Genomic DNA, 21,661 nt, shown 5'->3' with positions numbered 1-21,661 from the left:
CCCACTTTCACCGCTCCGCCCGGCGCCGGCGCGAGCGGGCCCGGGCACACCCCGCAGAACGGTCCGGCCCCCGAGCCCTGCAGGATACTTTGGCAGGTCTCCTGGCGGTATGCTTTAATCTCCGCCCATGTTCAGACCTCTAGAGCTCTTTGTCGGCCTGCGTTATACCCGCGCCAAGCGCCGCAACCATTTCATCTCCTTCATCTCACTCATCTCCATGCTGGGCGTGGCCCTCGGCGTGGCCGCCCTGATTACGGTGCTGTCGGTGATGAACGGATTCGAGAAGGAACTGCGCGAGCGCATTCTCGGGATGGCCGCCCACGTGACCATCACCGGCGCCGAGGGCGAGGTGCGGGACTGGCGCGCCGTCGCCGCCCCGGCCGGACGCGATGCCCGCGTGCTGGACGCGGCGCCCTTCGTCAGCGGCCAGGGGATGCTCAGCCGCGGCAACGCAGTGCACGGCGTGCTGGTGCGCGGCATCGACCCGGCGCTTGAGCCCGGGGTCTCCGACGTGGGGGCGAAAATGGTGGCCGGGTCACTGGACGCGCTCGGCGCCGGGGAGTTCGCAATCGTCCTCGGCCGCGAACTTGCCTATACCCTCGGCGCCGGCATCGGCGACAAGGTCACACTCCTCATCCCCCAGGCCAACGTGACCGTGGTGGGGGTGGAGCCGCGCATGAAGCGCTTCACCGTGGTCGGCCTGTTCGAGGTGGGGATGTACGACTACGACAGCGCGCTCGCCCTGCTGAACCTGGAGGACGCGGCCCGGCTGTTCCGCCTCGACGCGGGGGCGGTGAGCGGGGTGCGGCTCAAGCTCGATGATCTCTACGCCGCACCGTTGGTGGTCCGTGAACTGGCCGGCGCCCTGCCGCCCGGCTACCGCCTGACCGACTGGACCCGCCAGCACGCCAACTTCTTCCGCGCCATCCGCATCGAGAAGACGGTGATGTTCGTCATTCTCCTGCTCATCGTCGCCGTGGCCGCCTTCAACATCGTCTCCACCCTGGTGATGACGGTGACCGACAAGACCAGCGACATCGCTATCCTGCGCACCCTGGGCACGACGCCGCGGCGCATCATGCTGATCTTCATGGTCCAGGGCTCGCTCATCGGCGCCATCGGCACCCTCATCGGCGTGGCGGGAGGGGTGGCGCTGGCGTTGAACGTGGAGACCATCGTGCCGGCCATCGAGCACCTGTTCGGCATCCAGTTCCTCTCCGCCGATGTCTACTACATCAGCGAGCTGCCCTCGGACATGCACTGGTCGGACGTGCTCCGCATCAGCGCCGCCTCCCTGGGCATGGGGTTCTTCGCCACTCTTTACCCGGCCTGGCGCGCATCGCGCACCCAGCCCGCGGAGGCCCTTCGCTATGAGTGAGAAGCCGAAGTCCTCCACCCCGGTCATCACCTGCAACGGGCTGGCGAAGCGCTTTCGGGAAGGCGGGCTGGACGTGGAGGTTCTGCGCGGGGTGGACCTGGTGGTGGAGATCGGCGAGCGGGTCGCGGTGGTGGGCGCCTCGGGCTCCGGCAAGTCCACGCTCCTGCACCTGCTCGGCGGGCTCGACCGGCCCAGCGCCGGTTCGGTGGCGGTGGAGGGACAGGACCTCGCCCGGCTCGGGGAGGGTGCGCGCTCCCGCATCCGCAACGAGGCGCTCGGTTTCATCTACCAGTTCCACCACCTCCTGCCCGAGTTCACGGCACTGGAGAATGTCTGCATGCCCTGGCTGATCCGCGGGGCCAGCCCGGCGGAGGCGATAGCCGTCGCCGCGCCGCTGCTGGAGGCCGTGGGGCTGGGGCAGCGGCTCAGCCACAAGCCCGGCGAGCTGTCCGGCGGCGAACGGCAGCGGGCCGCCGTGGCCCGGGCGCTGGTGACCCGGCCACGCTGCGTGCTGGCCGACGAGCCTACGGGCAACCTGGATCCGCGTACCGCCGGACAGGTCTACGACCTGATGCTGGAGCTCAACCGGGAACTGGGGACCAGCTTCGTGGTGGTGACCCACGATGCGGATCTCGCGGGGCGCATGGACCGGGTGCTGACTCTGGTGGATGGCAGGCTGCAGCCCGCCGGCTGATGGCAAGAGGCGCGGGTGGCGTGCGGGTGACGGGTCCGACACGGCACCGGGCGTGCCGGGGTGACGGCGCAGGGAGCGGCCGGAAGCCGGTTCAGGACGACTACCGACGGCTCTTGCGCGCTTCCCAGCTGCGCACCACCTGCCAGCGCCAGATCAGCCGGATCAGGCCATAGCCCGCGGCGGCGGAGAGGAGGCCACAAACCAGGCTGCCGAGCAGGAAGGGTTCCCAGACGCTGGCCAGTTCGTGGCGGACCCAGGTCAGGCTCAACTCGAAGGGTTCCGCGCGTGCCGGGAGACCCAGGAGCCAGGCGCCCACCTTGTAGCAGAAGAAATAGACCGGCGGCATGGTCACCGGATTGGTGAGCCAGACCAGGGCCACCGACATGGGCAGGTTGACCCGCACCGCCACGGCCAGCGCCGCGGCCACGATCATCTGCCCGGGGATGGGCAGGAAGGCGCAGAACAGGCCGATGGCCGCCGCACCCGCCACAGAGCGCCGGTTGAGATGCCAGAGATTGGGATCGTGGAGCCGGCTTCCGAAGCGTGACAGGTGGCGGTGGCTCCGGATCTTGTGGTGGTCGGGCAGATATCGACGCAGAAGCCGCTTCGGCATGCCGTCGGAAACTCGTGGCGCCAGTTGACGAAGCTGGCATTATCCACACTTTTTCGTCCGTAAGCCATTGCCGGCCGGTTACAGGACACCGCGGCATTCGCAGGATTCGGCGCTTGTATTCACCACGAAGGCGCGAAGGACACGAAGAACACCGAAAAGCTTTTATCCGCAGATTACGCAGATTACGCAGATTACATGGCACTGTTTTCAGTGCCCTGCCACTGACCAGGCTTCTGATGCCTCCTGATTCCAGTCCAGGTATATGCCTCATGGGCACATCTGAAAGCGCACACGGCCCGGTGGTCTGACTGGAAAAAATCCGTGTAATCTGCGTAATCTGCGGATAACAAAAGTCTTTTCATTTGAGTCCTTTCTTCGTGTCCTTCGTGCCTTCGTGGTGAAATCGAACGGATGACGGGCCCGCACCGGCCGGACGGTCCGGGAGCGTGAAACATGGGAGCAGGAGGCTCCCGCGGAGGAAACTTGGCGTCAGGGACGATCGCCTTCTTGCTGGGCGTGCTGCTGCTCCAGCAGCTCCCGGCCCTGCCCCATGGGGGCTGGTGTGCCGCGCTGCCGGTCCTGGCGTGGCTGGCCTGGCGCCGGCCGCGCTGGCGTCTGCCGGCGCTGTTCGGGGCGGGCTTCCTGTGGGCGCTGCTCCACGCCGTCCTGGGCGCCGGATCCCAACTGCCGGAGGCCCTGGAAGGCAGGGACCTCCTGGTGGAGGGACGGGTGGAGGGGCTGCCGGACCATGGGGGCGGGGTGCTGCGCTTCGTGCTGGCGGTGGAGCGCTGGCTCGATCCGGCGCTGGCCGACGGCCCTTCACGCATCCGTCTCTCCTGGTACCGCACCGCCCCGCGGCTGCGATCCGGGGAGCGCTGGCAGCTGCGCGTGCGCCTGAAGCGCCCCCACGGCCTGCTCAACCCCGGCGGTTTCGACTACGAGGCCTGGCTCCACCGGCGCGGTGTCGGCGCCACCGGCTATGTCCGCGAGGACCCTGAAAACCGCCGCCTGGAGGCGTCCGGCCACAGTCTCGACGGGTGGCGGGAGCGGCTGCTGGACCGGATCGGGGCGGCGCTGGCGGAACAGCCCCTGGGCGGCATCCTCGCCGCGCTGGCGGTGGGCGCCCGCGGCGGCATCGGTGCCCGCCAGTGGGAGGTGTTCACCCGCACCGGCACCAGCCACCTGGTGGCCATCTCCGGCCTGCACGTGGGCCTGGTGGCGGGACTGGCCTGGTGGCTGACGTTCCATGGCTGGCGTCTCTCCCGGCGCCTCGCCCTCCGCTGTGCCGCGCCCCGGGCGGCCGCGGCCGCCGCGCTGCTGGCGGCGGCCGGCTACAGCGCGCTGGCCGGGTTCTCCCTGCCCACCACCCGGGCGCTGGTCATGCTGGGGGTGCTGTTCGGGGCGCGGCTGCTGATGCGCCCGGTGCGGCCCGGGCGGGGATTGGCCCTGGCGCTGCTGCTGATCCTGATCCTGGATCCGCTGGCCGTGCTGGATTCAGGGTTCTGGCTCTCCTTCGGCGCCGTGGCCGCCATCCTGTTCGCCCTGGCGGGTCGGGGCGGTGCTTCCCGCTGGCTGCAGTCCGCCCGTCTGCAACTGGCGGTATTCCTGGCGCTGGCGCCGCTGACCCTGCTGCTGTTCCAGCGGGTTTCCCTCGTGGGGCCCCTGGCCAACCTGGTGGCGGTGCCATGGATGGGACTGCTGGTGGTACCCCTGACCCTGGCGGGCACGGCGTTGCTGGTGATCCTGCCCGGGACCGGCGCCTGGCTGCTCGGCGCCGCCCATGCCGTGCTGTCACCGCTGTGGGCGGGCCTGGAGTGGGGCGCGGGGCTGGAGTGGGCCCAGTGGAGCGCCCCGGCGCCCGGGCCCGCGGCCGTGCTCCTCGCCATCGCGGGCGTGTTCCTGCTGCTGGCACCGCGGGGAATCCCCGGGCGCTGGCTGGGGATGCTGTGGCTGCTGCCGCTGCTGTGGCCCGCCGGACAGGCGCCGGCGCCGGGGGCGGCCGAGGTGGCCGTGCTCGACGTGGGCCAGGGGCTGGCGGTGGTGGTGCGGACCCACGGGCACCTGCTCGTGTATGACACCGGCCCCGGCTACGGACCCGGAAGCGACGCGGGCGAGCGGGTACTGGTTCCCTACCTGCGCGCCATCGGCGCCGGCAATCCGGACCTGTTGATCCTGAGCCACGGCGACGGCGACCATGTGGGGGGGGCGGACAGCCTGATCCGGGCCTATCCGCCCGGCCGGATTCTCGGCGGCGGCGCGGCGGCGGCCACGGTCGCGGGCGCCGAGGCCTGCAGGGACGGCATGAGCTGGCGCTGGGACGGAGTGGAGTTCAGGATGCTCCATCCGCCGGGCGACGGCTCGTGGCGTGACAACGCCGCCACCTGCGTGCTGCGGGTGGCGAGCGGCGGTGCCAGCCTGCTGCTGGGCGGCGATCTGGAGGCGCGGGGCGAGGCGCGACTGCTGGAGCGGCACCGGGAGGCCATTGCCGCGGATGCCCTCGTGGTGCCGCACCATGGCAGCGAAACCTCGTCCGGGGCGGACTTCGTAGCCGCCGTGCGGCCGCGGCTGGCCATCTACTCCGCCGGCTACCGCAACCGCTTCGGCTTCCCCCGTCCGCCGGTGGTGGCCCGCTACGAGGCCGTAGGCGCCCGCGGGCTGGTCACCGCCGCCAGCGGCGCCATCCTCCTCACATTGCCGCCGGCGGGGCGGGGAGGGATGACGGTGCGCCGCCACCGGGAGACGGCCCGGCGTTACTGGCATGCGGACTGAACATCCGCCCGGCGCGGGTCCATCGGCGGTTCCGGCGTTTATGGTAGAGTTAGCACCACTCAACAGGAGGTCACGTCGAACGTGTGGGAACTGGTGAAATCGGGCGGCTGGATCATGCTGCCCATCATCCTCTGCTCGGTGGTGGCGCTGGCCATCATCCTGGAGCGTTTCTGGGCGCTGCGCGGCGGCCGGGTCTGCCCCCGCCACCTGGTGGCCCAGGCCTGGAACCTGGCCCGCCAGGGCCAACTGGACGCGAAGCATATCGCCAGCCTGCGCCGCAATTCCCACCTGGGCAGGGTACTCGCCGCCGGGCTGGTGAACCGCGAGCATGACCGCGAGGTGATGAAGGAGAGCATCGAGGAGGTGGGCCGCCACGTGGCCATGGACCTCGAACGCTATCTCAACTCGCTGGGCACCATCGCCGCCATCACCCCGCTGCTGGGGCTGCTGGGCACGGTGGTGGGCATGATCAAGGTCTTCAATACCATCACCGCCCTCGGTGTCGGCAACCCCGCCGCGCTGGCTGGCGGCATCTCCGAGGCGCTCATCACCACCGCGGCCGGCCTTACCGTGGCCATCCCCAGCCTCATGTTCTACCGCTACTTCCGCGGCCGCGTGGACGCGCTGGTGGTCACCATGGAACAGGAAGCGCTGAAGATGGTGGAGGTGCTGCACGGCGAGCGGGAGCGGGAGCCCGGGGAGCGGGAGGCGTGAACTTCCGCCGCGCCCGCCGGGACGACCCGGACATCAACATCACCTCGCTCATCGACGTGGTGCTGCTGCTGCTGATTTTCTTCATGGTCTCCACCACCTTCAACCGCGAAACGCAGGTGCGCATCGAGCTGCCCCAGGCCTCGGCCGAGGCCGGCGCGGCCAGCGACAACGCGGTGGAGATCCAGGTGGACGCGGAAGGGCGCTACTACGTCAACGACCAGGCCCTCATCAACACCCAGCCCGAGACCCTCATGCGGGCCATCGAGAAGGTGGGCGGAACCGACACCGATCGCCCGGTGCTCATCGTGGCCGATGCCAAGACTCCCCACCAGGCGGTGGTTACGGCCATGGACGTTGCCGGCCGGCTCGGCTTCGTTCATCTGCGCGTGGCCACCCAGCGCACGGAGCCGTGACCGAGCGCACCATGCACGGTGAGCGGGGGGTGGGCAGGCCGACGGGGAGCGGGGGTCTGCCGGCGGCCCTGGAGCGGGCCTGGTACCGGGGCGGCCCTCTCTCCACGCTGCTGCTGCCCCTGTCCTGGCTGGTGTGCCGCGTCGCGACGCTGCGCCGCTGGCTCCATGGGCGGGGCATTCTCGGCGTCCGCCGGTTCCCCGTGCCCGTCATCGTCGTGGGCAACCTCACCGTGGGCGGAACGGGCAAGACGCCGCTGGTCATCTGGCTGGCGCACTTTCTCCTGGCGGCCGGCTACCGGCCCGGCATCGTCAGCCGCGGCTACGGGGGGCGGGCGCGGAGCTATCCCCAGCAGGTGCGTCCCGACAGCGACCCGGGGGTGGTGGGGGACGAGGCGCTGCTCATCTCCCGCAACACCGGCTGTCCCATGGCCGTGGGCCCGGATCGGCCGGCCGCCGTCGCGGCGTTGCTGGCCCACAACCGCTGCGATGTGGTGATCAGCGATGACGGGCTGCAGCACTACCGTCTGGCCCGGGATGTGGAGATTGCGGTAATGGACGGCACCCGTCGCCTGGGCAACGGCCGTTGCCTGCCCGCGGGCCCACTGCGCGAGCCCGCCCGGCGTCTGGAGGAGGTCGATCTGGTCGTCACCAGCGGCGGGGCCCTGCAGGGCGAGTTTCCCATGACCTACCGGGGTGAGACGCTGGTGCCCCTGGCGGGGGGAGAGCCACTGCGGATCGGTGCCTTCATGAGCCGCGAGGTGCACGCCGTGGCGGGCGTCGGCAACCCCGGGCGCTTCTTCCAGGCGCTGCGTGATCGCGGCATCCGGGTCATGGAGCACCCGTTCCCCGATCATCACCGCTACCTGGCCTCCGATCTCGCTTTCGGGGACGGTCGTCCGGTACTGATGACCGAGAAGGATGCGGTAAAATGCGAACGTTTCGCGGTGGACAACCAGTGGTATCTGCCGGTGGATGCCGAGCTCGCGCCGGCCTTCGGCCAGCGGCTGCTGCAGTTGTTGAACCGCATCGATGGCGCGCAACGGGACACCACCCGCACGTGCAGCGACAGAGAGGCTGGCAATGGACAGTAAACTCCTAGAGATTCTCGTTTGCCCCGTCTGCAAGGGGCCCCTGGCCTACGACAAGAGGGCCCAGGAACTCATCTGCAAGGCCGATCGTCTGGCCTACCCGATCCGGGACGATATCCCGGTGATGCTGGAGTCGGAGGCGCGGCACCTGGAGCCCGACGAGGAGATCTGACCGCGACGGCGGGGTGGCGGCCGGGAGCCGGATGGAAACGTGTCCGCGTCGCCCTGTTCCCCCCGCTGCTTCCCGAGCCCCGATCGCACCTGGATTGAGACCGAGCCATGACCGTCAGACCCCGCTTCCGGGTCATCATCCCCGCCCGCTACGCTTCCACCCGCCTGCCGGGCAAGCCGCTACTGGAGATCGCCGGCCGTCCCATGCTCCAGCACGTCTGGGAGCGGGCCCGCGCGAGCGGGGCGGATGAGGTGGTGATTGCCACCGACGACGAACGCATCCGCAGAGCGGCGGAGGGTTTCGGTGCCCGGGTGATCATGACCGCCGCCAGCCACCGCTCCGGTACCGATCGCCTCGCCGAGGCGGTGGAGCAGCTCGGCTGCGCGGCCGGGGATGTCATCGTCAATGTCCAGGGGGACGAGCCGCAGATGCCGCCGGAGAACGTGGCCCAGGTGGCGGCCAACCTCGAATGTCATGGAGATGCCGGTGTGGCGACCCTGTGCGAACCCATCCGCACGGCGGAGGAACTGTTCAATCCCAACGTGGTGAAAGTGGTGTTCGACCACGCCGGCTACGCCCTCTACTTCAGCCGTGCGCCCATCCCCTGGGAGCGCGACGCCTTCGCCGCAGCGCCCGAGGCGCTGCCGGAGGGGGCGGGTCACTACCGCCACCTCGGCATCTACGCCTACCGGGCGGGCTTTCTGCGCGAGTATGTCGCCTGGCCGGGCTGCGCCCTTGAACACAGCGAGGCGCTGGAGCAGCTGCGGGTGCTGTGGCAGGGACGGCGCATCCACGTGGCCGAGGCACATATGCGGCCGCCGGCGGGGGTGGACACCGAAGCGGACCTGGAGCGGGTGCGCCGGGCGCTGGGGTGAAACCGGATTGAGAGCTTGAGCGCGTCATGAAAAGAATCAGTATTCTCTTCGTCTGCATGGGCAACATCTGCCGTTCACCCACGGCTCACGGCGTGTTCCGGCGGCTGGTGGAGGAGGCGGGCTACGGGGATGTGATCCGGATCGACTCGGCCGGTACCCATGCCTACCACCTGGGCGAAGCGCCCGATCGCCGTACGCAGCAGGCGGCGCGGAGCCGCGGTGTCGACCTGGCGGACCTGCGCGCCCGGCAGGTGGAGGCGGCCGACTTCGACCGCTTCGACTACATCCTCGCGATGGACCGGGACAACTACCGCATTCTTGAATCGCTCAGTCCGGCCCACGCCAGCCACAAGCTCGGCATGTTTCTGGACTTCGCGCCCCACATGGGCGTGGCCGAGGTGCCCGATCCCTACTATGGCGGTCCCACCGGCTTCGAGCAGGTGCTGGACCTGGTGGAAGCGGCCGCCGATGGACTTCTGCAGACGCTGCGCGAGCGCCACCTGGAACGGTAACGGACGGTTCGCCCCGGAACGGGGCGCAGAAAAAGGCCCCGGTGTATGGCACCGGGGCCTATATGCATCGACTGCTACTCGCCCTGGCTGGTCGGCTTGGGCGCAGACTCGACGGAGCCCGGCTGTTCCGTTCTCTCGGACCGATCCTTGACTGGGGCGGCGGGCTTCGGTGCCGCGGGGGCCGGAGTCGGCGTGTTCGGGGCCGGAGCCGCGGGCCCGGACTCCGCCGGAGCCGGGGCGGAAGGCGCCGGAGCGGTGGGCTTCGGCGCCGCGGGGGCCGGAGCCGGTGCGGCCGGGGCCGGAGCCGCGGGCCTGGACTCCGCCGGAGCCGGGGCGGCAGGCGCCGGGGCGGCGGGCTTCGGTGCCGCGGGGGCCGGAGCCGGTGCGGCCGGGGCCGGAGCCGCGGGGGCCGGAGCCGCGGGCCTGGACTCCGCCGGAACCGGGGCGGCAGGCGCCGGGGCAACCGGGGTCGTGGAGCGGGGCTCGCCTACAGGCGGGATGTCGGCTGCGGGCGTACGATTCTCCGCCGGTTCCCGGCCCGGCGGGCTGTGATCAGCCGTTTCGGAGGCCGTACGCGGTACGGAGCCCTCGGTCGAACCCTCTCCCGGTCCGCCCTGGCCGCTCTCGTCGCGTCTCCGATCCTGGGGCCGGCGCCGGGAACGGCGTCGGGACGGACGCTCCCCGCCTTCTCCGTCCTCGGGCCGGTCCTGGCCCGCCTTCCCCTCGGTACTCCCGGAGTCGGTGCTGGGGGCGCCGCCGCGAGCGGGTTCCTCGTTGGGCTTCTTCCCGGGCTGGGCGGAGGGCCGTTCACGGGTCTCCGCGTCAACGCCGGCATTGTTCGTCGCGCCGGCCTGCTGCTCCGTAGCGCCCTCGCCACTGTCCGAACGGCGCCGACGACGGCCGCCCCGGCGGCCACGACGGGCACCGCTGCGCGAATCACTGCGGGACTCGTCGCCGCTCTCGTCGGCCCTGGCCGGGACTGCGGGCTTGTCGCCCTGGGCGGTCTTCCGCTCCGCGGGGGACGGCGCGGCCTCCTGTCCGCCGCGGCCTTCTGCCGTACGTCCACGACGGCCGCGCTCACCCCGCTCCCCGGTTTCCTGGCGTTCTCCGCCGCTGCGCCCGCGGCCGGAGGCACGCTCCCGGCCGCCGTTTCCGCCACGCTCACGCCCGCCGCGGCTCCGGGGTTCGTCGGTGTCCGCAGCCCGTGCCCTGGCCGGAGCCGGGCGCGGTTTTGCCGCCGGCTCCCCGGTGGTGGCGCCTTCCGCGGCGGCTTCCTCTTCGGTGCCGCCGAACAGGCTCGACCAGAAACGGCGGATGAAACCACCGCTGGGATGGGTCCGGGTCTCCCCGGGCTGCGTGGCCGGCGCCTCGCTCTGCGGCGCCGGTGCGGGGGCCGGCATGGGCGGCGCCACGGTCTTCACGGCGGGCTCATCGGCCGTCGCGCGGCTGCCGGCGGCGGCGGGGAGGCTTGGTGCCTCCGGCTCGCTGATCAGGCGGTGGCTCGGGGTGAGCGGTGCCTGGGCCTGGCTGTCGTCCCGGCGGGTACGCTCCAGTTCGAAGTGGGGCGTGTGCATGTGGGGGTTGGGCAGTATCAGGACGCGGATCCCGTTGTGCGCCTCGATCTGGGACACCGCGGCGCGCTTCTCGTTGAGGAGGAAGGTTCCCACCTCCACGGGCACCTGGACCACCACCTGACCGGTGTTGTCCTTCATCGCCTCTTCCTCGACCAGGCGGATGATGGACAGGGAGAGGGATTCGATGCTGCGGATGGTGCCCTGACCCTCGCAGCGGGGACAGACCACGTGGCTGGATTCGCCCAGCGACGGGCGCAGGCGCTGGCGTGACATCTCCAGCAGGCCGAAGCGGGAGATGCGGCCGACCTGCACGCGGGCGCGATCCACCTTCAGCGCATCGCGCAGCCGGTTCTCCACCTCGCGCTGGTTGCGGGCCGGGGTCATGTCGATAAAGTCGATGACCACCAGGCCGCCCACATCGCGCAGGCGCAGCTGGCGGGCGACCTCGTCCGCGGCTTCCAGGTTGGTGTTGAGCGCCGTCTCCTCGATATCGCCACCCTTGGTGGCCTTGGCGGAGTTGATATCGATGGATACCAGCGCCTCGGTGTGATCGATGACGATGGCGCCGCCCGAAGGCAGGCGCACCTCGCGCTGGAATGCCGACTCGATCTGGCTCTCGATCTGGAAGCGGGTGAACAGCGGGGTGGAGTCGGTGTAGCGCTTGACCTTGCTCAGGTTGTGGGGCATCACCTGCTGCATGAACTCCTGCGCCTGCCGGTAGACCCCGTCGTCGTCGATGAGGATCTCGCCGATGTCCTTGCGCAGGTAGTCACGGATGGCCCGGATGATGATGTTGCTTTCCTGGTAGACCAGGAACGGCGCCTTCTTGTCGCTGGCGGCCTGGCTGATGGCCTCCCACAGGTGCAGCAGGTAATCGAGGTCCCACTGCAGCTCCTCGGCGCTCTTGCCCACGCCGGCGGTGCGCAGGATGAGGCCCATGCCCGGAGGAATCTCCAGCGAGCTCATCGCCTCGCGCATCTCGGTGCGGTCCTCGCCCTCGATGCGGCGCGAGATGCCCCCGGCGCGGGGATTGTTGGGCATCAGGACCAGGTAGCGGCCAGCGAGGCTGATGAAGGTGGTGAGGGCCGCACCCTTGGTGCCGCGCTCCTCCTTGTCGATCTGGACCACCAGCTCCTGGCCTTCCTGGAGCACGTCCCGGATGTTGACGCGACCGCCGGATTCCGGGGTCTTGCGGAAGTAGCTGCGTTCCACTTCCTTGAGGGGAAGGAAGCCGTGACGTTCGGCCCCGTAGTCGACAAAGGCCGCCTCGAGGCTGGGCTCGACGCGGGTGATGCGTCCCTTGTAGATGTTGGCTTTTTTCTGCTCCCGGGAGCGGAGTTCGATGTCCAGGTCGTAGAGTTTCTGCCCGTCCACCAGGGCCACGCGCAACTCTTCCTGCTGAGTTGCGTTTATCAGCATTCTTTTCATTGAGTTATCTTTATGTCCGGTTGGCGCTCGACCGCTTGCGGCGGGATCGCCATTGAATGTGACCGCGTGCGGCAGGAATTCCACGGAACGGGTCGCCATCGCAATCCGACGGCAGCCACCACCCGGCGCCAGCCCTTGGGCCCGCCGGGGCGCGTAACAGCGAGCCGCGCAACGTCGGGAGGGGAGGCCGTGTGGTCAGCCGCTTCGCAACGGGAAGAGTGCTTCCGCGCGGCGGTTGTTCCGTTTCGTTCCTGGAGACGCACGCCTCCAAAGTCCGTGCCGGTCCGGTTCGCGTGCGCGCCGGCAACATGGCACAGGCTGCCGCCGACCACAGCCGCCGGCGGCAGGAAAAACCATTTTTGACATCCCGGCCCCTGCCGAATGCACTGCAGGGTTATGGCCCTGAAGGGAGCGGAAACCGCGGATGCACACCACGACTGCTCCGGGGCGGTAAGCCCGGCCTGGAAAGCGCGGATGGCGCATAAGATATCAGGCTTTGTCAAGGCCGTGCAATCTTGGCCGTGTTTAATGCCGGGGAGGGGAGTGCTGGTATCATGGGCGGATGATCCAGGAACGAGATACCAGAGCTCCCGGCGTGGAGTGGGTCGAGGTGGATGAGGGCGCGGAGGGCCAGCGCATCGACAACTTCCTCACCACCCGCCTCAAGGGTGTACCCCGCAGCCATCTCTATCGCCTGCTGCGCAAGGGCGAGGTGCGGGTCAACCGCAAGCGGATTCGACCGGAGTACCGCCTGCAGAGCGGCGATCTGGTCCGCATTCCGCCCGTACGCTCGGCCGCGCCCGCGGCCGCTGTCCGACCGGCGGAGGGAACCGTACAGCGGATCCGGGAGTCGCTTATCTACGAGGATGCCGCCCTGCTGGTGCTGGACAAGCCCTCCGGGCTCGCGGTGCACGGCGGCAGCGGGCTGAGCTTCGGCGCCATCGAGGCGCTGCGGTCCATCTATCCCGAGTACCGTTTCCTCGAACTGGTCCACCGCCTGGATCGGGAGACGTCCGGCTGCCTCATGGTGGCCAAGAAGCGCAGCGCCCTGCGGGCGCTGCACGAGGCGCTGCGCGAGGGGCGGGTGGAGAAAACCTATCTCGCCCTGGTGCGTGGCGCCTGGACGGGCGGGGCGCGGCGGATTGACGCCGCCCTGCGCAAGAATGTGCTGAAGTCGGGTGAGCGGGTGGTGCGGGTCGACGGGGAAGGAAAGTCGTCGGTGAGTCATTTCGAGCCTGTGGCCCGCTACAGCGAGGCGACCCTGGTCAGGGTGCGGCTCGAGACCGGGCGCACCCACCAGATCCGGGTGCACGCGGCCCACCTCGGGCATCCCCTGGCAGGGGACGAGAAATATGGTGACGAGGAATTCAACCGGCGCCTGCGGGAGCTGGGTCTCAAGCGGCTGTTCCTGCATGCCGCGGCGCTGCGGCTGCAGCACCCGCAGACGGGCGAGCCGCTGGAACTCGAGGCGCCGCTGCCGCCGGAACTGGAACGGGTGTTGGAGAAATTGAAGCGATGAATGGTCCCTATCAGTTGCTGGTCTTCGACTGGGACGGAACCCTGATGGATTCCGAGGCCCGCATCGTGGCCTGCATGGAGGCGGCCTTCGCCGACCTGGGGTTGCCCGCGCTGGGCGCCGAGGCGGTGCGCAACGTCATCGGCCTGGGACTGCGCGAGGCCATGGACCGGCTCTATCCCGGCGGCGACGAAGCGCTGCAGCAGCGGCTGGTGGAACGCTACCGGCATCACTACCTGGTGGCCGACACCACCCCCTCGGCGCTCTTCCCGGGAGCGCGGGAGGTGGTGGAGAGGCTGGCCGAGGCGGGCTATTTCCTGGCCGTGGCGACCGGCAAGGGCCGGGGAGGGCTCGACCGGGTGCTGCAGGAAACCGGCCTGGGCCCGTGCTTCCACGTCACCCGCTGCGCCGACGAGACCCGCTCCAAGCCCCATCCGCAGATGCTGCTGGAGATCATGCGGATCACGGGAGTCGATCCCCGGGACACGCTCATGATCGGCGACAGCGAGTACGACATGGAGATGGCGGTCAACGCGGGGGCGGCGTCCCTGGCGGTCAGCTACGGGGTGCACTCCTGCGACCGGCTGCGCCGCCACGCTCCGCTGCACTGCCTGGACTCGATCGGCGAGCTGCCCTCCTGGCTGGAAGGCGCAGGCGTGAAACACTCCACTGGCCCATCCGAGAGAACCGAGGACAGAAGGCATGGCTGACAGGAACTGGTTCCGGCGCAGGGCGGAGGGGCAGGAGAGCCGCGAGGATCTGCTCGAACGGTTGGCCTTCGCCTCCCTGGTGGAGGCGCGGCGGCGCCGGCGCTGGGGCAACTTCTTCAAGCTGCTGGGCTTTCTCTACCTGAGCGTGGTTCTCGTCGCCTGGTGGCCGCGGGACATGGAGGTGCCGACCATGCCCACCGGGCGCTACACGGCGCTGGTGGATGTGCGGGGTCTCATCGCCGAGGAGACCGACGCGAGCGCCGAGCGGGTGATGACCGCCCTGCGCGCCGCCTTCGAGGACAGCCATGCGGCCGGGGTCATCGTGCGCATCAACAGCCCGGGCGGCAGCGCGGTCCAGGCGGGGGAGATCTATGACGGGATCCGCCGCCTGCGGGAGCAGCACCCGGGCAAGAAGCTCTACGCGGTGATTACCGACATGGGCGCCTCCGGCGGCTATTACATCGCCAGTGCGGCCGATGCCATCTACGCCGACAAGGCCAGCCTTGTGGGCTCCATCGGCGTGGTCATGAACAGCTTCGGTTTCGTGGACGCCATGGAAAAGATCGGCGTGGAGCGGCGGCTGTTCACCGCCGGTGAGCACAAGGCCCTGCTGGATCCCTTCACCCCCCTCGATCCCGTCGAGGCGGACCATATCCGGACCATGCTCGAGGAGATCCACGCCCAGTTCATCGACAGCGTGAAGGCGGGGCGCGGCGACCGGCTCAAGGACGACCCGCAGCTGTTCAGCGGCCTGTTCTGGTCCGGCGAGCAGGCCCTGGCCCTGGGGCTGGTGGACGGCCTCGGCAGCGCCGGCTACGTGGCCCGCGAGGTCATCGGCGCGGAGAAGCTGGTGGACTTCACCGTGGAGAAGGATCTCATCGACCAGTTCCTGGAGCGCTTCGGTCTGGTCATGGCCAACCTGCTCTGGAGCCAGGGCGCCCCGGGAGCCCTCCTGGCCCGCTGAGCTTCTCCTCCACGCAGCGACGGGAAAAGAGTAAATATATCCGCAGATTACGCAGATTATTTCTTCCTGACAGGCGGCATCTTGGGGCGCATCACATCGCCCGGAGAGACAGATGACCTCTCGGCGAACAACCCTCCCGTTGCACCGAGTGGGATTTCTGGCAGGGAGCACGGAATCGGCTCCAATAAATCTGCGTAATCTGTGTAATCTGCGGATAAAGTCTTTTACTTTCCAATGTGTCTGCGTGGCGGATTTCAGACCACCTCCACGCCCTCGGCCTCCAGCATCCGCACCAGGCGGATGAGGGGCAGGCCGATGAGGGTGCTGGGGTCGTCCCCCTCCATGCGTTCGAACAGGGCGATGCCGAGGCCTTCCGACTTGAAGCTGCCGGCGCAGTTGTAGGGCTGCTCGCGCTCCAGGTAGTGGGTTATCTGTGCATCGGTCAGGTGGCGGAACACCACCCCGAAGGTCTCCAGGGTGACCTGGGCCCGGTTCGTGCGGGTGTTCAGCAGGCACAGCCCGGTCAGGAAGCCGACGCGCCGGCCCGAGGCCCGGCGCAGCTGTTCGGCCGCCCGCTCGAATCCCCCCGGCTTGCCCAGCACCTCGCCGCCGTTCACCGCCACCTGGTCCGATCCGATGACCAGCGCGTCGGGGAACTGTCCCGCCACCGCGCGGGCCTTGGCCTCGGCCAGGCGCCGGACCAGCGCCTCCGGGCTCTCGCCGCCATGGCGGGTTTCGTCCGCTTCCGGGGCGGCGGTGGTGAACGGCAGGCCGAGCCGTTCCAGCAGTTCGCGCCGATAGGGCGAGGTGGAGGCGAGTACCAGGGGTTGCATGGGTCTTGCTCCGCTATCCGGGTAGGGGGTGGCATGATACCAGCCCCGCCGGGTTCGAGGAAAAGACCTGGCTAACCGCAGATTACGTTGATTTGCGCGGATTATTCGGGTTGTGCACAAGGTCAGGGTGGTGCCTGATTCAGGTTCCCGGGGACTGGGTGTCGCGTGTCTGCGAGCCAGTGCCGCCCTGTGGTTCTGCTGATGCGCGCTTCCGGGGGCAAGGTGAAATCAGCGTCAATCAGCGAAATCTGCGGCTCATGGGATTTTCTGTGGCCGCGGCGAGTTGGTGCGGGTGGGGGGATGTGCGAAAATCACGCGGTTTTGCAGAGGATTCGGCATGAGGGGAGGAACCGGACGGATGCCCGCAGCGGAAAAGTTCCAGGAGACGATCCAGGCGGTACGCTGGACGGACGGGGCGGTGGAGATGCTGGACCAGCGCCTGCTGCCCCACACGGAGGCCTATCTGCACCTGGCCACGGCGGCGGAGGTGGCCGCCGGGATTCGCGACATGGCCGTGCGCGGGGCGCCGGCCATCGGCATCGCGGCGGCCTATGGCGTGGTGCTGGCCGCCCGGGCCCGGTACGCCGAGGACCCCGCCGGCTGGCGGGAGGCGGTGGCGGCGGACCTGGAGGTCCTGGCCGCCGCGCGGCCCACGGCGGTCAACCTGTTCTGGGCGCTGGAGCGCATGGGGCGGTGCCTGGCGGGGCTGGAGGGTGACCCGGTGCCGGCCCTGCTCGACGAGGCGCGGCGCATCCACGAGGAGGACATCGCCGCCAATCACCGCATGGGCGAACTGGGCGCCGCCCTCATCGAGGGCCCCTGCGGGGTCCTGACCCACTGCAACACCGGCTCGCTGGCCACCGGGGGGTTCGGCACCGCACTGGGCGTCATCCGCCAGGGTTTCGCCGAGGGTCGCATCACCGAGGTGTTCGCCGACGAGACCCGGCCTTGGCTGCAGGGGGCGCGGCTCACCGCCTGGGAGCTGGTCCACGACCATATCCCCGCCACCCTGATCGCCGACAGCGCGGCGGCGCTGGTGATGCGTTCCGGCAAGGTGGGCTGGGTGATCGTGGGCTCCGACCGCATCGCCGCCAACGGCGACGTGGCCAACAAGATCGGCACCTACCAGCTGGCGGTGGCGGCCCGCTACCACGGCGTGAAGTTCATGGTGGTGGCCCCCACCTCCACGGTGGACATGGCGGTGCCCGATGGCGCGGCCATACCCATCGAGACGCGCGCCGGGGAGGAGGTGGCCAGTCTCGGCGGCCAGCGGGTGGCCGCGCCTGGCGTGCAGGCCTGGAATCCGGTCTTCGATGTCACCCCCGCCGAGCTGGTGGATGCCATCGTCACCGAGCGGGGCGTGGTGCGCTCCCCCGACCGGGCCGGGATGGCCGCCATGATGGGGGTTTGAAGGCACCCGCCGGCAGCCTTGTGGTATCATTGAACGCTTTATTATGGGGGTGCGGGAACGCCGCGCCCCGGCATGCAAGGGAACACCGTCAGGATGGCTGAAATCGCCCGGGAAGTTCTGCCTGTCAACATCGAGGACGAGCTGAAACAGTCCTACCTCGACTACGCCATGAGCGTTATCGTAGGCCGCGCCCTGCCGGATGTGCGCGACGGCCTCAAGCCCGTGCACCGGCGGGTGCTGTTCGCCATGAGCGAGCTGGGCAACGACTGGAACAAGCCCTACAAGAAGTCGGCCCGCGTGGTGGGTGACGTCATCGGTAAGTACCATCCCCACGGCGACGCCGCGGTCTATGACACCATCGTGCGCATGGCCCAGCCCTTCAGCCTGCGCTACATGCTGGTGGACGGCCAGGGCAACTTCGGCTCGGTTGACGGCGACGCCCCGGCGGCGATGCGTTACACCGAGGTGCGCATGGCGCGCATCGCCCATGAGCTGCTGGCGGATCTCGACAAGGAGACCGTCGACTTCGTCCCCAACTACGACGAGACCGAGAAGGAGCCCTCGGTCTTTCCCACCCGGGTGCCGAACCTGCTGGTCAACGGCGCGGCGGGCATCGCGGTGGGCATGGCCACCAATATCCCGCCCCACAACCTGGGCGAGGTGGTGGACGCCTGCGTGGCGCTCATCGACGACCCGGACCTGACCGTGGACGACCTGATGGGCTACCTGCCGGGGCCCGATTTCCCCACCGGGGCCATCATCAACGGCCGCCGCGGCATCGTCGAGGCCTACCGCACCGGCCGGGGCCGCATCTACGTGCGCGGACGCGCCGCCATCGAGACCGACCCGGGGACCGGCCGCCAGACCATCATCATCACCGAGCTTCCCTACCAGGTGAACAAGGCCCGGCTGATCGAGAAGATCGCCGAACTGGTCAAGGAGAAGAAACTGGAGGGCATCTCGGAGCTGCGCGACGAGTCCGACAAGGACGGTATGCGCGTGGTCATCGAGCTCAAGCGCGGCGAGATGGGAGAGGTGGTGCTCAACAACCTCTTCGCCCATACCCAGCTGCAGACCGTGTTCGGCATCAACATCGTGGCCCTGGCCGACGGCCAGCCGCGGCTGCTCAACCTCAAGGACCTGCTGGAGGCGTTCCTGCGCCACCGCCGCGAGGTGGTGACCCGCCGCACCCTCTACGATCTGCGCAAGGCGCGGGATCGCGCCCACATCCTGGAAGGCCTGGCGGTGGCCCTGGCCAACATCGATCCCATCATCGCCCTGATCAAGGCCGCGCCCAGCCCGGCCGAGGCGAAGACGGGCCTGATGGCGCAGGCCTGGGCGCCGGGTCCGGTGCTGGCCATGCTGGAGCGCAGCGGCGCCGCGGCCTCCCGCCCCGAGGACCTGGCCGCGGAATTCGGTCTGCAGCCGGACGGCTACCGCCTCTCCGAGGCCCAGGCCCAGGCCATCCTGGACCTGCGCCTGCACCGCCTGACCGGGCTGGAGCAGGACAAGATCGTCAACGAGTACAAGGATCTGCTCGACGCCATCCAGGATCTGCTCGGCATCCTGGGCAGCACCGTGCGGCTGCTGGAGGTGATTCGCGGGGAGCTCACCCAGATCCGGGACCAGTACGCCGATACCCGCCGCACCGAGATCCTGGAATCCCAGCTCGACCTCACGCTGGAGGACCTGATCAGCGAGGAGGACGTGGTGGTGACCCTGTCCCACACCGGCTATGCCAAGGCGCAGCCGCTGGCCGACTACCGCGCCCAGCGCCGGGGCGGCCGGGGCAAGAGCGCGACGGCGGTGAAGGACGAGGATTTCGTCGACCGCCTGCTCATCGCCAACACCCACGACACCATCCTCTGCTTCTCCAGCGCGGGGAAGGTCTACTGGCTCAAGGTCTACCAGCTGCCCCAGGCCGGCCGCGGCGCCCGCGGCAAGCCGCTGGTCAACCTGCTGCCCCTCACCGAAGGGGAGCGCATCACCGCCATCCTGCCCGTGCGCGAGTACGAGGAGGGGCTCTGCGTGTTCATGGCCACCGCCGGCGGCACGGTCAAGAAGACCCCGCTGACCGATTTCTCCCGCCCGCGCAGCAGCGGCATCATCGCCCTGGACCTGAACGAGGGCGACGCACTGGTGGGCGTGGACATCACCGACGGCGAGCGCGACGTGATGCTGTTCAGCGACGCCGGCAAGGCGATCCGCTTCTCCGAGCGCGACGTGCGCGCCATGGGGCGGGTCGCCCGCGGCGTGCGCGGCATGCGCCTGCCCCCGGGGGCGCGGATCATCTCCCTCATCATCGCCCAGCCGGGCGGCTGTGTTCTCACCGCCACCGAGAACGGCTACGGCAAGCGCACGGCGGTGGAGGAGTATCCCACCTACGGCCGCGGCGGCCAGGGCGTCATCTCCATCCAGACCAGCGAGCGCAACGGCGCCGTGGTGGGCGCGGTGCAGGTGAACGACGATGACGAGATCATGCTCATCAGCGACCAGGGCACCCTGGTGCGCACGCCGGTGGCCGGGGTCTCCAGGCTGGGCCGCAATACCCAGGGCGTGACCCTCATCCGCCTGGCCGAGGAGGAGAATCTGGTGGGCCTGGAGCGCATCGCCGAGGCGGATATCGGCGATGCCGAGACGTCGGAAGAGGCGGATGCGGAGGATGCCGCGGCGGATACCGGCGCGGGCGGAGAGAGCGGCGCCGGGGACGATTGATCGCGACAGGGTTCATCGGGAGGGCCGGGCTGGAGCCGGCGGCAGTTGGCGGTCGGCACCCCGGCGTTGAGTCAACCACAGGGGAGAAGGCGATGGCACGGGTGTACAACTTCAGCGCGGGTCCGGCGATGCTGCCCGAGGCGGTTCTGGAGCGGGCGCGCACGGAGATGCTCGACTGGCAGGGAAGCGGCATGTCGGTGATGGAGATGAGCCATCGCGGCAAGGAGTTCATGTCCATCGCCACCAGGGCGGAGGCGGATCTGCGCGAGTTGATGGCCATTCCCGCCAACTACAAGGTGCTGTTCCTCCAGGGCGGCGCCTCCAGCCAGTTCGCGATGGTGCCCATGAATCTCCTCGGCGCTGCCGGACGGGCCGATTACGTGAATACGGGAGCCTGGTCGAAGAAGGCCATCGCCGAGGCCAGGCGCTACGGAACGGTCAACATCGCGGCCAGCTCCGAGGCGGAGAAGTTCAACACCGTTCCGGCATTCGACGCCTGGCAGCTGGACTCCGGCGCGGCCTACGTCCACTACACGCCCAACGAGACCATCGGCGGCGTGGAGTTCCACTGGGTGCCCGATACCGGCACGGTGCCGCTGGTGGCGGACATGTCCTCCACCATTCTTTCGCGGCCGGTGGACGTCTCCCGCTACGGCATCATCTATGCCGGGGCGCAGAAGAACATCGGTCCCGCCGGCCTGACGGTGGTCATCGTGCGCGAGGACCTGCTCGCCGAGCCGCTGGCCGGCACGCCCACCATGTTCGACTACCGGACCCATGCCGATAACGAGTCCATGTACAACACCCCGCCCACCTACGGCTGGTACCTCGCGGGGCTGGTGTTCGAGTGGATCAAGGATCTCGGCGGGCTGGAGGCGATGGGCGCCATCAACCAGCGCAAGGCCGGCAAGCTCTATGCCGCCATCGACGGCTCGGACTTCTATGCCAACCCGGTGGACCCGGCCTGCCGTTCGTGGATGAACGTGCCCTTCACCCTGGCCAACCCGGAGCTCGATGCCACCTTCCTCAGCGAAGCCAAGTCCGAGGGGCTGGTCACGCTCAAGGGCCATCGCTCCGTGGGCGGCATGCGCGCCAGCATCTACAACGCCATGCCGGAGGAGGGCGTGGACGCGCTGGTGGCCTTCATGGCCGAGTTCGAGCGCAAGCATGGGTGAAGAGCGTGAATGCGTGAATGCGTGAATGCGTGAATGCGGGGAAGCCTTTGCGCACTCACGCACTGACGCACTCACGAGGTAACACGGGCGCCCCCGCACAGAACGTG

Annotated in this window: 18 protein-coding genes; 15 read left to right on the top strand and 3 right to left on the bottom strand. The window is 69.3% G+C overall.

What is annotated here, in order from left to right; translation table 11 throughout:
• Positions 1-127: 127 nt before the first annotated feature.
• Entirely contained in the window at positions 128-1,378 is a 1,251-nt protein-coding gene (locus DFQ59_RS10510; protein ID WP_114279662.1) for a lipoprotein-releasing ABC transporter permease subunit, read from the top strand.
• Positions 1,371-2,072, top strand: a complete 702-nt coding sequence (gene lolD / locus DFQ59_RS10505; RefSeq protein ID WP_114279661.1) for a lipoprotein-releasing ABC transporter ATP-binding protein LolD — start codon at positions 1,371-1,373, stop codon at positions 2,070-2,072. Before DFQ59_RS10510 ends, lolD begins: the two co-directional genes overlap by 8 nt.
• 100 nt (positions 2,073-2,172) lie before the next feature.
• Here lolD and DFQ59_RS10500 read toward each other — a convergent pair whose 3' ends face one another.
• Positions 2,173-2,685 carry a DUF2062 domain-containing protein gene (locus tag DFQ59_RS10500; RefSeq protein WP_114279660.1) on the bottom strand — a complete coding sequence of 171 codons (513 nt, stop codon included), beginning with the start codon at positions 2,683-2,685 and terminating at the stop codon, positions 2,173-2,175.
• A 483-nt stretch (positions 2,686-3,168) separates the two neighbouring features.
• On the opposite strand from DFQ59_RS10500, the gene DFQ59_RS10495 reads away from it, so the two are divergent.
• The 7 genes from DFQ59_RS10495 (at position 3,169) to DFQ59_RS10465 (ending at position 9,228) form a co-directional block, all read left to right on the top strand.
• Positions 3,169-5,454 (top strand): DNA internalization-related competence protein ComEC/Rec2, encoded by a 2,286-nt coding sequence (locus tag DFQ59_RS10495; protein ID WP_170142124.1) that lies wholly within the window; start codon positions 3,169-3,171, stop codon positions 5,452-5,454.
• 81 nt (positions 5,455-5,535) lie between these two features.
• Positions 5,536-6,168: a MotA/TolQ/ExbB proton channel family protein gene (locus DFQ59_RS10490; protein ID WP_211314879.1), complete on the top strand. Its 633-nt coding sequence runs from the start codon at positions 5,536-5,538 to the stop codon at positions 6,166-6,168.
• On the top strand, positions 6,165-6,581 hold the full coding sequence (locus tag DFQ59_RS10485; RefSeq protein WP_114279658.1) for an ExbD/TolR family protein: 417 nt from the start codon (positions 6,165-6,167) through the stop codon (positions 6,579-6,581). The genes DFQ59_RS10490 and DFQ59_RS10485 overlap by 4 nt, the downstream gene beginning before the upstream one ends.
• Positions 6,578-7,672, top strand: a complete 1,095-nt coding sequence (lpxK, locus tag DFQ59_RS10480) for a tetraacyldisaccharide 4'-kinase (RefSeq protein ID WP_245937251.1) — start codon at positions 6,578-6,580, stop codon at positions 7,670-7,672. The genes DFQ59_RS10485 and lpxK overlap by 4 nt, the downstream gene beginning before the upstream one ends.
• Complete coding sequence (locus DFQ59_RS10475; RefSeq protein ID WP_114279657.1) at positions 7,662-7,841, top strand: Trm112 family protein; 180 nt, start codon at positions 7,662-7,664, stop codon at positions 7,839-7,841. Before lpxK ends, DFQ59_RS10475 begins: the two co-directional genes overlap by 11 nt.
• Before the next feature lie 107 nt (positions 7,842-7,948).
• Positions 7,949-8,716, top strand: a complete 768-nt coding sequence (kdsB, locus tag DFQ59_RS10470; protein WP_114279656.1) for a 3-deoxy-manno-octulosonate cytidylyltransferase — start codon at positions 7,949-7,951, stop codon at positions 8,714-8,716.
• Between the two features lie 26 nt (positions 8,717-8,742).
• On the top strand, positions 8,743-9,228 hold the full coding sequence (locus DFQ59_RS10465) for a low molecular weight protein-tyrosine-phosphatase (protein WP_114279655.1): 486 nt from the start codon (positions 8,743-8,745) through the stop codon (positions 9,226-9,228).
• A 74-nt stretch (positions 9,229-9,302) separates the two neighbouring features.
• On the opposite strand, the gene rne is transcribed toward DFQ59_RS10465, so the two are convergent.
• Positions 9,303-12,230: a ribonuclease E gene (rne, locus tag DFQ59_RS10460; protein WP_114279654.1), complete on the bottom strand. Its 2,928-nt coding sequence runs from the start codon at positions 12,228-12,230 to the stop codon at positions 9,303-9,305.
• Between the two features lie 562 nt (positions 12,231-12,792).
• Between rne and rluC the strand changes: the two genes are divergently transcribed.
• From rluC to DFQ59_RS10445, 3 genes are read left to right on the top strand one after another with little or no spacing between them, the layout of a single operon-like run.
• The gene (gene rluC, locus DFQ59_RS10455) at positions 12,793-13,749 is read left to right on the top strand and encodes a 23S rRNA pseudouridine(955/2504/2580) synthase RluC (RefSeq protein ID WP_114279653.1); all 957 of its coding nucleotides are present in this window, start codon (positions 12,793-12,795) and stop codon (positions 13,747-13,749) included.
• Entirely contained in the window at positions 13,746-14,456 is a 711-nt protein-coding gene (locus tag DFQ59_RS10450) for an HAD-IA family hydrolase (protein WP_114279652.1), read from the top strand. Before rluC ends, DFQ59_RS10450 begins: the two co-directional genes overlap by 4 nt.
• Positions 14,449-15,420, top strand: a complete 972-nt coding sequence (locus DFQ59_RS10445) for a S49 family peptidase (protein WP_114279651.1) — start codon at positions 14,449-14,451, stop codon at positions 15,418-15,420. Before DFQ59_RS10450 ends, DFQ59_RS10445 begins: the two co-directional genes overlap by 8 nt.
• Positions 15,421-15,674: 254 nt before the next feature.
• Here the strand turns inward: DFQ59_RS10445 and DFQ59_RS10440 are convergent, their stop codons facing one another.
• Positions 15,675-16,253, bottom strand: a complete 579-nt coding sequence (locus DFQ59_RS10440) for a Maf family protein (RefSeq protein WP_114279650.1) — start codon at positions 16,251-16,253, stop codon at positions 15,675-15,677.
• A gap of 358 nt (positions 16,254-16,611) precedes the next feature.
• Between DFQ59_RS10440 and mtnA the strand changes: the two genes are divergently transcribed.
• The 3 genes from mtnA to serC all read left to right on the top strand — a co-directional run bounded on the left by mtnA (position 16,612) and on the right by serC (position 21,554).
• Complete coding sequence (mtnA, locus tag DFQ59_RS10435; RefSeq protein WP_114279649.1) at positions 16,612-17,664, top strand: S-methyl-5-thioribose-1-phosphate isomerase; 1,053 nt, start codon at positions 16,612-16,614, stop codon at positions 17,662-17,664.
• Between the two features lie 93 nt (positions 17,665-17,757).
• Complete coding sequence (gene gyrA, locus DFQ59_RS10430; RefSeq protein WP_114279648.1) at positions 17,758-20,379, top strand: DNA gyrase subunit A; 2,622 nt, start codon at positions 17,758-17,760, stop codon at positions 20,377-20,379.
• A 92-nt stretch (positions 20,380-20,471) separates the two neighbouring features.
• Positions 20,472-21,554 (top strand): 3-phosphoserine/phosphohydroxythreonine transaminase, encoded by a 1,083-nt coding sequence (serC, locus tag DFQ59_RS10425; protein WP_114279647.1) that lies wholly within the window; start codon positions 20,472-20,474, stop codon positions 21,552-21,554.
• Positions 21,555-21,661 lie beyond the last annotated feature (107 nt).

The sequence above is a fragment of the Thioalbus denitrificans genome, assembly GCF_003337735.1.
Lineage (GTDB): Bacteria > Pseudomonadota > Gammaproteobacteria > DSM-26407 > DSM-26407 > Thioalbus > Thioalbus denitrificans.
The sequence above is the reverse complement of the archived record's forward strand: the minus strand, read 5'-3'. Positions and strand labels throughout refer to the sequence as shown.